Here is a 14,063-nt window from a genome sequence, read left to right as displayed (position 1 = left end):
GCCGGCCATCAGCACGAATAAGTCTGATGCGCCGGCGTGCTACCATGACGGCCTACTCCCAATCAACCCGGCGGCATTTCGTTCCTTGACCGCCGTGACGAGCCGTCACGACACGTCGATCTGCTGCACCTTCTCGCGCAGTTCGTCGACCAGCACGCGCTTGTTCTCGCTATAGTCGACGGGAACCACGACGAGATGCACGCCGCCGCCACCGAACGCGCGCTCCAGCGTCGGGATGATCGCCTCGGTGCTCTCGATCCGCGAGCCCTTGGCGCCATAGCTCTCGGCATATTTGACGAAATCCGGATTGCCGAAGGTGAGGCCGAAATCCGGGAAGTGATCGACCGCCTGCTTCCAGCGGATCATGCCGTAGGCCGAGTCTTCCAGGATCAGGATCACGAGGTTGAGTTTGAGGCGGACCGCGGTCTCCAGCTCCTGCGAATTCATCATGAAGCCGCCGTCGCCGCACACCGCGAGCACCCGCGTCTTCGGATAGAGCATCGCCGCCATCATCGCCGACGGCAGGCCGGCGCCCATGGTCGCCAGCGCATTGTCGAGCAGCAGCGAGTTCGCCAGCAGCGTGCGGTAATTTCGCGCGAACCAGATCTTGTACATGCCGTTGTCGAGCGCGACGATGCCGTCCTCGGGGATCACCTGCCGCGCGTCATGCACGATACGCTGCGGCGTCGGCGGCCAGCGGCCCTCGGTGGCGCGATCGGTGATCTTCGCCAGAATGCCGTCACGCAGGCTGTGCAGTGCGCTGGCGCGCGGCAGCTTGCCCTCGACCCGGTCGGCCAGCAGCGCAAGGCTCGGGCCGACATCGCCGATCACTTCCACCTGCGGGAAATAGACCTGCTCGACATTGGCCGGCATGTAGCTGACATGGATCACCTGCGGCCCCTTCGGGCCCATGATGAAGGGCGGCTTCTCGATGGTGTCATGGCCGATCGCGATGATCAGGTCGGCACGGTCGATCGCCTCATGCACGTAGTCGCGCTCGCTCAGCGCGGCGGTGCCCATATAGAGATTGGTGCCGCCGGACACCGTGCCCTTGCCCATCTGCGTGGTGAAGAACGGGATCTTGGTCCGGCGCACGAAATCGCCGATGTCATCAGTGCTGCGCGGGCGCGACGCAGCGGCGCCGAGCATGATCAACGGCCGCTGCGCCTTCAGGATCATCTCGGCGGCGCGGTCGAGCGCTGCGGCATGCGCGATCGGAATCTCGATCGGATGCGGCGGGATCATCGCCACCGGCTCCGCCTCCTCGCCGGCGATATCCTCGGGCAATTCCAGCAGCACCGGCCCGGGCCGCTCCTGCATCGCGATCCGGAACGCGTCGCGCACCAGCGTCGGGATCGTCGCAGTCGAGACGATCTGCAGCGACAGCTTGGTGAGGGGACGGAAGGTGCTGACGATGTCGACGATCTGGAACTTGGCCTGGCGGCTGCTCAGAATGCCCTTCTGTCCGGTGATCATCACCATCGGCATCGCGCCGAGCAGCGCGTAGGCGGCGCCGGTCGTCAGATTCAGCGCGCCGGGTCCGAGCGTCGTCATGCAGACGCCGGGCTTGCCGGTCAGCCGGCCATAGGTCGCGGCCATGAACGCCGCGGCCTGCTCGTGGCGCGTGACGACCAGCTCGATCGAGGATGTGCGCAGGCTCTCGACGACGTCGAGGTTCTCCTCGCCGGGAACGCCGAATACACGCTCCACGCCCTCGTTCTCGAGGGCCTTCACCAGCAGATCGGAACCTTTGACCATGTCAGCCTCGCGCATTGGATTGCATGCTACCCGCCGAGCATAGCGGCATCGCATGCCGTCGGGGAGTCCTTCGCCGGCTCACGGCCGATGCGTCCTGATCCAGTCCTCGACCGCGGGCAGCACGCGCGCCACGAGGCCGGCCGAGATCGCGATCGATTCCAGCGATCGCGCCACCATCACCCGGCCGCCGCTGGTCGATCGTGACGGGGCAAAGGCGGCAAGTTCGGCGGCGTGGGCCTCGTCGGTGAAATTGGTCATGAAGTTCGGCACGAACTGGTCGCGGAAGTTCGGCCCTTGTTTCGCCAACAGCGCATCGAAATGCGCCTGTACGAAATCCCAGGCGAGCTGCGGCTGCTCGCCTGATGACGCCACCGTCGATATCATGCCCGGCACGATCGTGTCCGGCAGCTCGCTGGTCAGCGTCAAGGCCAGCGTCATCCGCGCCAGTTCGGAATCGTGCGCACCCGCGGCGGCGAAATAATAGCGCAGCCGTTCATTGGTGACGGTGCTCTTGCGCGCGAGCGCCAGCAGCCCGTCATAGCCCGCGCGGTCGGCCGTGATGCCGACGACGTGGGTGACCGCGTCGCGCAACGAATTCGGCAGCGCGTCGGGATCGAGCAGGAACGCGGCGAACCGCCGCTTCGCCTCGGCGATGACGACATCGTCGCCGAGATCGCCGAGCGTCGAGATCAGACTTGCGCGCAGCAGTGCGTTGTCGTCGTCGGCCGAGCCGCTGCCGTCCCATCCGAGCCGGTCGAGCACCGGGCGCAGCTTTGCCCGCGCATAGGCCTGGATCAGCGGCCGCTCGGGATGGCCCCGCGACAGGCGGTTGAGCGCGGCAAATGTCGAGATCACCTGATCCCACACCGTGCGATGATCGCCGGTATCGAGCGCATCGAGCAGAGCGAGATAGGACGACGGCTCGGCGCGGCCGGCCAGCACCAGCGCCCAACTGTCGGTGATGATGTTGAGCCTGTCCTCGACCTGCATCCGCGGGAACGCACTGAGCAGCGCGCCGCGGTTCTTCGGGCCGTATTCGACCCTGAAGTAGCCGATGTCGCCGAGATTGACCTTGATCGCATCGCCGCAGGCGCCGGCCGGAATCGTGGCGCTGCCCTGCAGCAGGATTTCGTCGAACGGCTTGCCGCCGACCGGCCCGATCGCGACTGGAATCTGCCAGTTGCGCGCCGGCAACTCCGCCGCGCCCGCGCCGAGCGGTGCGATCACGAAACGCTCCTGCCGCAGCGTCAGCCGCTGCGCCGTGCCGTCGCACTCCGTCTCGGCGACCACCAGCGGCACGCCGTCCTGCTCGGTGAAGGACGCGGCCACGCCGGTGATCCGCTTGCCGCCGGCGCTCTCCAGTGCCTGCCAGAGATCGGCGGTGGTCGAATTGCCATAGGCATGCTCGGCCATGTATTTGCGGATGCCGTCGCGGAACGGCTGCTCGCCGAGATAATTCTCGAGCATGCGGATCAGCGCCTGGCCCTTGTTGTAGGTGATGGCGTCGAACGCCGTGACCGCCTCGCTGTGATCGGCGATCGGCTGCTGGATCGGATGCGAGGTGCGGCGTGCATCCAGGCTCAGCGCGAACTGCTTGGCGCCGTAGCCGTTCAGCCAGCTCTGCCACTGCGGATAGAATTGCTGCGACGCCTTGGTGGCCATCCAGCTGGCAAAGCCTTCGTTGAGCCAGAGATTGTCCCACCAGGCCATGGTGACGAGATCGCCGAACCACATATGCGCCATCTCATGCGCGATGATGCCGAAGATGCCGCGCTTGGCCGTCTCCGCATTGGTTGCGGGATCGAACAGCAGCCGGCTCTCGAAGAAGGTGATGCCGCCCCAGTTCTCCATCGCGCCGCCGAACCCGCCGGGCACCGCGATCAGGTCGAGCTTCGGCAGCGGGTATTTGACGCCGAAATAATCGTTGTACCAGGCCAGCAGCTTTGCCGCGCTGTCGAGCGCAAAGCGGCCCTGCCCGCTCTTGCCTTCGGTGGTGACGAGGCCGATCGTGACCCCGCCGGCATCGACCGTGGCGCGCTCCAGCTCGCCGACGGTGAGCACGAACAGATAGCTCGACATCTTCGGCGTCGGCGCGAACACCACCTTCTTGAGATCGCCGGCGACCGGTTGCTCGCTGCTGACCGGCATGTTGCCGACCGCCAGCAGGTTGCGCGGAATCACGACGGTGAGCGCAAAGCTCGCCTTGAACGCCGGCTCGTCCCAGCACGGAAAGATCCGCCGCGCGTCCGCCGGCTCCAGCTTGCTGGTGATCAGCCGCTTGACGCCGGCCTTGGTCGGATAATCGACCGAGAACAGGCCGGCGCCGAACTTGTTGATCGCTGCCGTGAAGGCGATGCGCAGCGTGTGGCGACCGGCCGCGAGCGGCTGGGCGAAGGCCAGCGTCGCCGTCTGCGTGGCGACGTCCAGCGCCACCTGCGCGCGCTGTGCGCCGTTGTCGGCGCTGACCTCGCCGAACGTCGTGTCGACCGCGTTCAGCGTCACGCGCGCGGTCGGTTCGCGGACCTCGATCTCGACCGTCTCGACGCCGGGCAGCGCAAGGCTTGCAAGATCCGGCGTCAGCTCGACGGCATAGCTCAACGGAATGACGGTTTTCGGCAGCTTCCCGGGCGTGCTGTCGAACGAGAACGTCGGTTCGGCGCGCGCGCCCGCCGTCGCCGCCAGCAGCAGGACCGCCGCCGCAGCAAGATGACGCAGCGCCGTTCGGGGATGACTTGCGGAGTTGTTCATTGCGTCCGGTTCAGCGGGGGCTTCGAGGGGCTTGGCGCGATGGTCAATCTAGGGGAGAAATCGCTGCGACAAAACTGGCAAGGTTAAGACGGCGGCCGCATTGCTTGTTGCCCGACCGCGCCATCAAGGGCTAATTTGGGCCGCTATCCCGCTGCTGCTGCCCTGACCCAATTGATGACCGGCGAATGACGACACGATTTCTGGTCACGATCGGCCTCGTTGCGGCGTTCACGCCGGCGCTTGCCGCTGAGGGGCCGCAGGATGCCCCGCCCGAATTGACCCTGGCCGTCACCACCGATCCCGCGACGATTCAGTGCCGCAAGGTCGGAACGCAGGGCATCGATGCGCGCGCGTTCCTGCCGATGCGCCGGACCTTCAATGACGATTTCGACGAGCATCCGCTGTCGAGTGGACGCTGGGTGCCGCATTACGCCGGCGGCGCGGCATGGCCGGAAGCGCGCTACTGGGGCGGCGACGGCTCCGACTTCAAGCGCAAGACCAGCGCCAACGGCGAGCAGCAGATCTATGTCGATCCGCGCTACGCCGGGCGCGGCACCACTCCGCTCGGCCTCGATCCGTTCCGCGTCCATGACGGCGTGCTCTCGATCGTGGCACGGCGCACGCCGCCGGAACTGAGGGACGTGCTGTTCAACAACGACTACATCTCGGGCATCCTGACCACGCAGGGCACGTTCGCGCAGAAGTACGGCTATTTCGAAATCCGCGCCAAGATCCCGACCGGCACCGCGGTGTGGCCGGCGTTCTGGATGCTCGCCGACGACGGCGGCTGGCCGCCGGAGGTCGATGTGATGGAGGGGCGCGGGCAGCAGCCCGGCGCCGTCGTGATGACCACGCATTGGCGCATCCCCGCGACCGGCAAGATCGAGCATTGCGGCTTCGACTACATGGTCCCCGGCGCCGACGCGAGCTTCCACAATTACGGTGTGCTGTGGGAGCCGGACCGGCTGGTCTATTTCATCGACCGCGAGCCGGTATCTGACATCAAGGTGCCGATCGGCTTCGACGATCCGATGTACATGATCGTCAACCTTGCGATGGGATCGAAGTTCTTCCTCGGCGTCGGCTTCGTCGACGCCGCCACGCCGGCGACGGTCGCCTTCGAGATCGACCGCATCTCCGCCTACCAGATCGACATGAATTTCGCGGGAGCCAGCAATGTCAGGTAATTTCTCGCGCCGGCAGTTTGCGGGCCTTGCAGGCCTCTCGGCGCTCGGCCTGTCGGCCCCCGCCGCTGCGGCGGATGGCGCGGCGGCGCCGAACGGTGCGAGCTTTCCCGCCGATTTCGTCTGGGGCACGGCGACCTCCTCCTATCAGATCGAGGGCGCCGTCGACGAGGACGGCCGCGGCAAATCGATCTGGGACACGTTCAGCCACACGCCGGGCAAGATCGAGGACGGCACCACCGGCGACCGCGCCAACGATCACTACCACCGCTACAAGGAAGACGTCGGCCTGATCGGGGAGCTCGGTGCCAAGGCCTATCGCTTCTCGATCGCCTGGCCGCGGGTGTTTCCGGACGGCACCGGCGCACCGAACCCGAAGGGCCTCGACTTCTATAACCGCCTGGTCGATGAGCTCTTGGCCAACGGCATCGAGCCCTACGCGACGCTCTATCACTGGGACCTGCCGCAGGCGCTGCAGGACCGCGTCGGCGGCTGGCGCTCCAGCGACACGTCGAAGGCATTCGCCGACTATGCGGGCTATGTCGCGGAGCGGCTGACCGACCGCGTGAAGAACATCTTCACCCTCAACGAGGTCGGACGTTTTCTGCCGTTCGGCTACGCCCTCGGCATCGACGCGCCCGGCCTGAAGCTGCCGCCGCGCGAGGTCAACCAGGCCCGCCACCACGTCGCGCTGGCGCATGGCCTCGCCGTGCAGGCGATCCGCGCCAGGGGCCGTGCCGGCACGCGAGTCGGCCCTGCGGAAAACATCACCGCCTGCGTGCCCGCGATCAACACGCCGGAGAATATCCGCGCCACCGAGATCGCGACGCGCGAGTTCAATTCGGGCTTCCTCGGCGTCGTGCTCGAAGGCAAGTACACCGAGGGCTTCCTGGCCTATTCCGGCGCCGACGCGCCGAAATTCACCGCGGAGGAGCTGAAGATCATCAGCCAGCCCAACGACTTCGTCGGGCTCAACATCTACGCGCCGCAATTCTACGTGGTCGCGACCGACAAGCATCCGGGCTGGCAGCCGTTGCCGATGCCGGACTCGTTCCCGCATATGAGCTCGGAATGGCTGCGCATCGCGCCTGAAGTGATCTACTGGGCGCCGCGGATCGCAGCAAAACTCTGGAACATCAAGAGCATCTATATCAGCGAGAACGGTACGTCCGGCGAGGACAAGGTCCATCCGGACGGACAGATCTACGATCTCGACCGCATCATGTTCCTGCGCAACTATCTTGCCCAATTGCAGCGCGCGACCAGCGAGGGCGTGCCGGTCCACGGCTATTTCCTGTGGAGCCTGATGGACAATTTCGAATGGATCTTCGGCTACGAGAAGCGCTTCGGCCTCTACCGGGTGAATTTCGAGACCCAGGAGCGCAGACCGAAGTTGAGCGCGGCGTTCTATCGCGACGTGATCGCGCGCAACGCGGTCGGCGTGTGACGCCCCGCATGCCTGTCCGGCCTGACAGGTGAGTGGCTGCGACCTCGTGATGTCCGTGCGCTGAATCAGCCGCGCCGCCATTCGCTCGGCGTGCAGCCGAAGCGGTGGCGGAAACGCCGGGTGAAATGCGACAGGTCGCAAAAGCCCCAGTCGAACGCGATGTCGCCGATTGCTCGGCCGAACATCGTCGGCTGCTTCAGGTCGCGCGCGGCGCCGTCGAGGCGGCGATCCATCACATAGCTGGCGAATGTGCTGCCTGCCCGCTCGAACAGCTTGTGGACATAGCGCTCGCTGATGCCGATCGCGGCGGCGATGGCCGCGACGCCGAGCCCGGGCTCGCGCAGCCGGCGATCGACGGCACGGCGGACCGCGAGCCATGTCGCGTCCGCGAGGCTGGCCGCCTCGGCCGCGCCTGCGCGGCTGCCGCGCGACAGGCTGAGCGCCACCAGATCGAGCAGCACGCCGAACAGCCGGGCGTTCTCTCCATCCGAGGCGCGCAGCGCCGAGGCGTTCAGAACCTGCGCGGTCTCGGCGATCAGATGGCCGACGAACGGATCGTCGGAGACCCGCGCCGGCGCGACCTCCGGCGCCGACGGCAGCCGTTCATCCAGCGCCTCCGCCGGCACCCAGAACGAGGCAACCTGTAGCGCCGGGCCGCGATCATGCAGTAGCGAAAACTGCTGCCCGCTGTCGAAGATCCCGACTTGTCCCGGCGACAGGCTGATCTCGCGCCCCGCCTGCTGGATGCGGCAGCGGCCGGCGAGCTTGAGATTGAGGTAGTAGCAGCGCCGGCTCGACGCGGCGATGTCAGCGGTCGAGCGCCGCACGACATGCTCCGGGAAATCGACGCGGTTGACCGCGCCGTCGCCCAACCCGACGGTCTCGACATGCGCGAGGAATCCCGCCGTCGCGGGCGGCTCGGGCGTCAGGTTCATGAAGGCCTGACAGATCGCCTCGCGGTAATAGGCGAACTGCTCGCCCGGTTTGGTGTCGGCCGTATTCCAGCTCAGCCTGCGCGAACGATCCGCGGCGGCGATTTGCTGCATCAGTTCACTCCGAGCCTAGTCCGGTTCGCTTACAGCCAAGCGCGTTCCGCGGGTCCGGGTCAATATCAATTGAAAATCCATTGAAGCCGTAAGCGAGCTGCCTAGATCACACCGCCAAACCCCACTGGAGACACCGCATGTCCACTTACGTTCTCGTCCACGGCGCCTGGCATACCGGCGCAGAATTCGAGCCGGTCGCCGCTGCGATCCGCAAGGCCGGCCACGTCGTCCACACGCCGACCCTCAAGGGCAACCGGTCCGGCGACCGCAAGGACTCCGGCCTCCCCGAGGCGATCCAGTCGATCGTCGACTATCTCGCCGAGCACAATCTGAACGACATCGTGCTGGTCGGCCACAGTTATGGCGGCATGATCATCACCGGCGTCGCCGACGCCGCGGCGAACCGCATCCGCCGGCTGGTCTACTGGAATGCCTTCGTGCCCAACAACGGCGAGTGCCTCAACGACATGGTCCCGCCGACCTATCTGGGGCTGTTCGATGCGATCGCCGCCGAGCGCGGCGACGGCTCGGTGGTGTTGCCGTTCCCGATCTGGCGCGAGGCCTTCATCAACGACGGCGACCTCGAGACGGCGCAGCGCGCCTACGACGTGCTCAATCCGCACCCGCTGAAGACGTTTCAGGACAAGATCGTGCTGAAGACCAATCCGGCCGAGATGCAAATCGCAAAGTCCTACATCAACTGCACCGAGGACACCGCGATGCCGCACGGCCATCCCTGGCACCCGCGGCTGTCGCAGAAGCTCGGGCTGTTCCGCCTGGTGCAGATCCCGGGCAGTCATGAGCTGTGCTTCACCAATCCGGAACGCCTCGCGCAGGCGTTCATCGAAGCCGGGCGGGACTAGTCCAGCTGCCAGCGCGTGGCGGGCGACCGCGGGATTTCGGAATAATGAAAAAATACCCCTGAGTTGCCCGACGAGTCAAGTCGCGTTTCCAGGTGCCGGCGGCCGCCCGCTACTTTGCATGGGGTTGTTCTTCGGTATTTGGGAGCGCGCATCTTTCTACGCCACCGCTTTGTAGTCCGGCGCCGTCGCCAGGAAGCGCGCATAGGCATCGGCGTCCGGCGGGGTGAACTTCTCGACCAGCGGGTTGCGGCGCGAGGCCTTGGTGCCGATGTCGGCGAGCAACTCGTCGAAATGCTTGAAGTGGTAGGGCGCGACGCACAGCCCGCCGTAGACGCCCGCGGCCGGACGTTCGACGCGCCTGAAGTTCAGCATCATCGCGATGTTCTCGTTCATCTCGGCCGCGCCCGGCTGCCGCGCCAGCTGGCCGTCGGCGTAGCGCACCAACCAGTTCGCGGCCAGATCGGCGCACAGCACGGTGCAGAAGCTGGAGTTGAAGCCGACAAAGCCCATGTCGGGCAGATCGGGGTTGGCGATCAGCCGATACAGCCGGTACTGCCCGTCGGGCTCGACCAGTTTGGCCTGATACTCCTGCGGCAGGAACGGCACGCCGAGCTTGTAGCCGATCGCGAGCACCGCGACATCGGCGGCGACACGCTGGCCGCCGCTCATCACGATGCTCTTGCCGTCGTAATGATCGAAGGTGCCGCGCACCGCCTTGATACGGCCGTCGGCGACCATCGGATAGAAGCCGGGCGTTGCGATCGGCACCGAGCAGTTGACGCCGTCCTCGATGCGCTCCTTCGGCACCATGCCGCATTGCTTCAGCTTGAGCTGCATCTTGAGCATACTCTCGAGCCCGCGCCAGTTGGCCCACACCAGCGGCTTTGCGACCGCATGCGCGAGCCGCGCCACGGGGCCGATGCCCCAGCTCGCGAACATCTGCTCCTGCGCGCGGATGTAGAGGATGCGCTTGAAGTTGACGAGGCCGCCGACGAAGTAGGGGATGCGCCAGACCGGCTCGCGAAACACGATGGTGACCTCGCTGGCGCCGGAATTGACCGCATTCACCGCGATGTCGGTCGCCGATTTCGAGCCGCCGAGCACGACCACCTTGCGTCCCTTGGCGAGATCGGCATGGCCATATTGCGACGAGTGCAGGATCCGGCCGCCCTGCGCCCTGAAGCCGTCCTCGCCCGGCAGCGGCAACGCTTGCGGCTCGTTGAACTGGCCGGTGCAGACCGCGACGAAATCGAAATCCTCATGCCCGGTGGCGCCGTCGGTCGAGCGCAGGTCGAGCGTCCAGCCCCGCTTGCCGTCGACGCGGCGCTTCATCGCCTCGACCTTGGTCTCGAACCGAATCGCGCCGTCGAGCCCGTGGCTGCGGGCATAGTCGCGCAAGTAGGCATGGACCTGCGGCCCCTTCGGCCATTCCGGATACGACGCCGGCATCGCCTTGTCGGTGTAGCGATAGAGGTCCTTCGGGCTCTGGGTCTGCACGTCGGGATAGGAACGCGCCGGCTCCCAGACGCCGCCGAGATCGCCGCTGCGCTCGATGACGCACACCTTGTGGCCGCGCGACGCAAACGCCTTGGCGGCGGCGAGCCCGGACACCCCGGCGCCGATCACGCACACGTGCTTCTGCTTGACCATGACTCCGCTCCGCAATGAGTGAACTGCAATTTTCCAAGGCGTACGCGTCCCCGTCATCGCCGGGACCAGCCCGGCGATTGCCGCATCGTGTACGCAATTGCCTGTTTCGGCCGCCGGCCTAGTCGTTGGCCTCGGGCGGCAGGAAATCCACCTCGTGCTCGGCGGAGATCCGCACCACCTCGGCCGGGTCCTGCAGATTGTGCAGTCTGTCGAACAGCGCCTCGAGCTTCCGCATCGGCGACACCCAGAACAGCGCTCGCGCCGGCTTGTCCGACTTGTTGAAATAGCCGTGCGGGATGCCGCGCGGCATGCGCACGAGGTCGCCGGCCTTGGCCTGCACCCAGACGCCGTCGAGCTTGAGGTCGAGCACGCCCTCCTGCACCAGGATGAACTCCTCCTGGGTCGGGTGAACGTGCACCGGCACGAACTGGCCGGGATCGCTGTTGGTCTCGAACGCGAAGGTCGAGTCGGTGATGGCCTTGGGATAATAGACCTGGCCGAGGATGTTCCAGGTCTTGCCGCTGTAGCCGGTGCCGTTGCGGGTGATGCCTTTTTCGAGCGCGCCCATGTCAGCCTCTCCAGTTTGATGCGCATTGCCGGCACCGAGCCTGTCGCCGGCCGCGGGGGCTGTCTAGCCGATAAACGAATCCCTGCCCGAAACGCTCATGCTGCGCCGCAAAAGCCACCGGCGGCGCGAGGCCTTCGACCCGGCTGCGCCCCGATTGAGCAGATTGCGCGATGAAACGGCGTTCCTCTTTGGCCGAAGATACATTACGCTCGGGAAGCTTTAGACCTCAAACAACTCCGGACGGCCGGCGTGATCGCGACGGGCAACGAGATTCTTGCCAGGACGAGGCTGAAGGATTTCGCGCGCGTTAAGACCGAACGCGTCGACGACGCCGCCGAATCCGTCGGCCGTATCTTCTGCCCGCACAAGCTGACGCCGATCGATCGCTCGGAAGCGGACTTCTTCGCGATCCACAATTGCGCCGGTTTCGATGGCTTCTCCGTCAACTATGTCGCCTATGGCGGATCGGTGGCGATCGATCCCGGCTGTCTCGACCGCTTCTTCCTGCTGCAGCTGCCACTGCACGGATCGGCTGCGATCAGCACCGCCGCGCGCGAGGTGACGACCGGGCCGCAGCACACTGCGTCGCTGCTGTCCCCGACCATTCCGACCGAGATGATTTGGCGCGGCGATTGCGCCCAGCTCATCCTGCTGCTCGACCGCAAACTGGTCGAGCATCGCGCCGCCGCGCTCGGTGGCGGGGCCGCGCAAACGGTCGAGTTCGATCCGGCGGTGGCGCTGACCGGTCCGCTCGGGCAAGCGCTCGCGGCGAAGATCGACCATCTCGTCACCCACGCCGAACAACTCGGGCCGCGCAGGGAAATGTCCGCGGTCGCGTCCGCCGAGTGGCGCGAGACATTCCTCAACGCGCTGCTCAACGGTCAGCGGCACAGCCTGAGCGCTGCCATCGACGTCTTCAACGGCCGCGCCGAGACCCAGCCGGCCGCGCTGAAGCGGGCCCGTGCCTATCTGGAGACGCGCGCGACCGAACCGCTCGATCTCGCCGAGCTTGCCGAGATCGCCGGCACCGGCATCCGCGCGCTGCAGCTCGGCTTCCGCCGCCACTTCGGCGCGACCGTCACCGAGATGCTGCTCGATATCCGTCTCGCCCAGCTCAATGCGCGGCTGAAGACGGCGCGGCCGGGTGAGCGGATCGTCGATATTGCATTCGACCTCGGCTTTACCCATCTGAGCAGGATGGCGAGTGCCTACCGCGCCAAGTTCGGCGAGAGCCCGAAGGCGACCCTGCACCGGCTGAGCTGAGCGCAGGTTCCGGCCACTCCCTGCCCATCCGGCCAGTTTCGCCGCCAGCCGCAACCTTCCAGATTGAGGGAAGCCAACGGAGCTTCTCATGACCGACCCGACCACCCTCGCCTCGCTCTCAGCCGCCCTCTCGGAGACCGTCGCCGGCGTTGCGCCGGCCATCGTCTCCGTGCATTCGCATCGCCTGCGCGCCTCCGGCTTCGTCTGGAAGGCGGGCCTCATCGTCACCGCAGACGAAGCCCTCGCCGACGACGGCGAGATTGAGATCGCGCTGGCCGACGGCAGCACGCGGAAGGCGACCATCGCCGGACGCGACCACACCACCGACATCGCGCTACTGCGGTTCGATGGCGACGTCGCACCGGTCAAGCTCTCGACCGAAATCCCCGCGCTGGGATCGCTGGCGGTCGTCGTCGCCGCCGACCACGGCGCGGCCATCGCGCGGCTCGGCATGGTGTCGCGCTCGGGCTCGGCGTGGCGCAGTATGCGCGGCGGCGAGATCGATGCGCGGATAGAGCTCGATGTCCGGCTGCGCCATAGCCAGCAGGGCGGGCTCGCGCTCAACGCCGCCGACTCGCCGTTCGGCATGGCCGTGCTCGGTCCGCGCCGCGTGCTGACGATTCCTGCGGCGACGATCGAGCGCGTCGCGGCGCAGCTCGAAAAAAGCGGCCGCGTCGCGCGCGGATATCTCGGCGTCGGCCTGCAGCCGGTGCGGCTCGACGACGGTTTCGGCGCGATGGTGATGGATGTCGACAAGAGTGGCCCCTCGGCCGCAGCAGGCATCCGGCAGGGCGATGTTATCGTGGCCGTCAATGGCGAGAAACTGGCCGGCGTACGGGCGCTGTCGCGCAGCCTCGGGCCGCAGAGCGTCGGCACCGTGGTCGAGCTGACGGTGCATCGCGGCGGCGAGCCGCTGAATTTCAAGGTGACGATCGGCGAGAGGCCCGAGACGTGAGCGATGAGCCTGCGCCCGATATCGTGATCTCGCTCGAGATCGACGACCCCGCGCTGGCCGACCGGCTGGCGACGCTGCTCGGCGGCGTCGCCGGGCTGCGGCTCGCGGCGCCGGGCGAGCAGACCGCCGCGGCGATTGTCGCGCGTAGCCGTGATCCGGCAGGCAACGGCGAATTCGAGCTGACGCCGCGTGAACTCGACGTACTGGCGCTGCTCGCCGAGGGCGCCTCCAACAAGATGATCGCGCAGCGGCTCGGCATCTCCGTGCATACCGCCAAGTTTCACGTCGGCTCCCTGCTCGACAAGCTCGACGCCACCGGCCGCACCGACGCGGTCGCGCATGCGGCAAGACGTGGGGTGATCAACTTGTGAGGGGTCCCGGCCTTCGCCGTGACGACAGCGAGTTTGTGGCACATCGCTCGCCAAACAAAGCGGTGTCATCACCCGGCTTGACCGGGTGATCCAGTATTCCAGAGGCAGCGGTTATTGAGCCGAGGTGCCGCGGCGTACTGGATCGCCCGGTCAAGCCGGGCGATGACAGCGGTGGGCGGGGACGCGGCATTGCACCTCCTCCCGTCATTC

Annotated in this window: 11 protein-coding genes; 6 read left to right on the top strand and 5 right to left on the bottom strand. The window is 66.6% G+C overall.

Annotated elements, in window-relative coordinates:
* Positions 1-105 precede the first annotated feature (105 nt).
* A complete protein-coding gene (locus JQ633_RS23815) occupies positions 106-1,758 on the bottom strand; it encodes an acetolactate synthase large subunit (protein ID WP_211987499.1) in 1,653 nt (550 codons plus the stop codon).
* A 78-nt stretch (positions 1,759-1,836) separates the two neighbouring features.
* Positions 1,837-4,506 (bottom strand): M1 family metallopeptidase, encoded by a 2,670-nt coding sequence (locus JQ633_RS23810; protein ID WP_211987498.1) that lies wholly within the window; start codon positions 4,504-4,506, stop codon positions 1,837-1,839.
* Positions 4,507-4,691: 185 nt separating this feature from the next.
* Here JQ633_RS23810 and JQ633_RS23805 point away from each other — a divergent pair, with 185 nt between their 5' ends.
* Together JQ633_RS23805 and JQ633_RS23800 are read left to right on the top strand one after the other, a co-directional pair.
* A complete protein-coding gene (locus tag JQ633_RS23805) occupies positions 4,692-5,693 on the top strand; it encodes a glycoside hydrolase family 16 protein (RefSeq protein WP_211987497.1) in 1,002 nt (333 codons plus the stop codon).
* A complete protein-coding gene (locus JQ633_RS23800) occupies positions 5,683-7,137 on the top strand; it encodes a GH1 family beta-glucosidase (protein ID WP_211987496.1) in 1,455 nt (484 codons plus the stop codon). The genes JQ633_RS23805 and JQ633_RS23800 overlap by 11 nt, the downstream gene beginning before the upstream one ends.
* Before the next feature lie 65 nt (positions 7,138-7,202).
* Here the strand turns inward: JQ633_RS23800 and JQ633_RS23795 are convergent, their stop codons facing one another.
* A complete protein-coding gene (locus tag JQ633_RS23795; RefSeq protein WP_211987495.1) occupies positions 7,203-8,183 on the bottom strand; it encodes a helix-turn-helix domain-containing protein in 981 nt (326 codons plus the stop codon).
* A 137-nt stretch (positions 8,184-8,320) separates the two neighbouring features.
* Between JQ633_RS23795 and JQ633_RS23790 the strand changes: the two genes are divergently transcribed.
* Positions 8,321-9,046: an alpha/beta hydrolase gene (locus JQ633_RS23790; RefSeq protein WP_211987494.1), complete on the top strand. Its 726-nt coding sequence runs from the start codon at positions 8,321-8,323 to the stop codon at positions 9,044-9,046.
* Positions 9,047-9,202: 156 nt separating this feature from the next.
* On the opposite strand, the gene JQ633_RS23785 is transcribed toward JQ633_RS23790, so the two are convergent.
* Complete coding sequence (locus JQ633_RS23785; protein WP_211987493.1) at positions 9,203-10,696, bottom strand: flavin-containing monooxygenase; 1,494 nt, start codon at positions 10,694-10,696, stop codon at positions 9,203-9,205.
* Between the two features lie 118 nt (positions 10,697-10,814).
* Complete coding sequence (locus JQ633_RS23780) at positions 10,815-11,264, bottom strand: cupin domain-containing protein (RefSeq protein WP_211987492.1); 450 nt, start codon at positions 11,262-11,264, stop codon at positions 10,815-10,817.
* Between the two features lie 252 nt (positions 11,265-11,516).
* Between JQ633_RS23780 and JQ633_RS23775 the strand changes: the two genes are divergently transcribed.
* The 3 genes from JQ633_RS23775 (at position 11,517) to JQ633_RS23765 (ending at position 13,853) form a co-directional block, all read left to right on the top strand.
* The gene (locus tag JQ633_RS23775; RefSeq protein WP_433995686.1) at positions 11,517-12,527 is read left to right on the top strand and encodes an AraC family transcriptional regulator; all 1,011 of its coding nucleotides are present in this window, start codon (positions 11,517-11,519) and stop codon (positions 12,525-12,527) included.
* Positions 12,528-12,615: 88 nt separating this feature from the next.
* Positions 12,616-13,482, top strand: a complete 867-nt coding sequence (locus JQ633_RS23770) for a S1C family serine protease (protein WP_211987490.1) — start codon at positions 12,616-12,618, stop codon at positions 13,480-13,482.
* Positions 13,479-13,853: a response regulator transcription factor gene (locus JQ633_RS23765; protein WP_211987489.1), complete on the top strand. Its 375-nt coding sequence runs from the start codon at positions 13,479-13,481 to the stop codon at positions 13,851-13,853. Before JQ633_RS23770 ends, JQ633_RS23765 begins: the two co-directional genes overlap by 4 nt.
* Positions 13,854-14,063: the final 210 nt, after the last annotated feature.

It is taken from the genome of Bradyrhizobium tropiciagri, from assembly GCF_018130505.1.
In the GTDB taxonomy this organism is placed as follows: Bacteria; Pseudomonadota; Alphaproteobacteria; order Rhizobiales; family Xanthobacteraceae; genus Bradyrhizobium; species Bradyrhizobium tropiciagri_B.
The sequence above is the reverse complement of the archived record's forward strand: the minus strand, read 5'-3'. Positions and strand labels throughout refer to the sequence as shown.

What these genes read in the sequence shown, in the direction of transcription:
- JQ633_RS23815 (WP_211987499.1), bottom strand. Translation starts at nt 1,758, where the DNA reads ATGGTCAAAGGTTCCGATCTGCTGGTGAAGGCCCTCGAGAACGAGGGC.
- JQ633_RS23810 (WP_211987498.1), bottom strand. Translation starts at nt 4,506, where the DNA reads ATGAACAACTCCGCAAGTCATCCCCGAACGGCGCTGCGTCATCTTGCT.
- JQ633_RS23805 (WP_211987497.1), top strand. Translation starts at nt 4,692, where the DNA reads ATGACGACACGATTTCTGGTCACGATCGGCCTCGTTGCGGCGTTCACG.
- JQ633_RS23800 (WP_211987496.1), top strand. Translation starts at nt 5,683, where the DNA reads ATGTCAGGTAATTTCTCGCGCCGGCAGTTTGCGGGCCTTGCAGGCCTC.
- JQ633_RS23795 (WP_211987495.1), bottom strand. Translation starts at nt 8,183, where the DNA reads ATGCAGCAAATCGCCGCCGCGGATCGTTCGCGCAGGCTGAGCTGGAAT.
- JQ633_RS23790 (WP_211987494.1), top strand. Translation starts at nt 8,321, where the DNA reads ATGTCCACTTACGTTCTCGTCCACGGCGCCTGGCATACCGGCGCAGAA.
- JQ633_RS23785 (WP_211987493.1), bottom strand. Translation starts at nt 10,696, where the DNA reads ATGGTCAAGCAGAAGCACGTGTGCGTGATCGGCGCCGGGGTGTCCGGG.
- JQ633_RS23780 (WP_211987492.1), bottom strand. Translation starts at nt 11,264, where the DNA reads ATGGGCGCGCTCGAAAAAGGCATCACCCGCAACGGCACCGGCTACAGC.
- JQ633_RS23770 (WP_211987490.1), top strand. Translation starts at nt 12,616, where the DNA reads ATGACCGACCCGACCACCCTCGCCTCGCTCTCAGCCGCCCTCTCGGAG.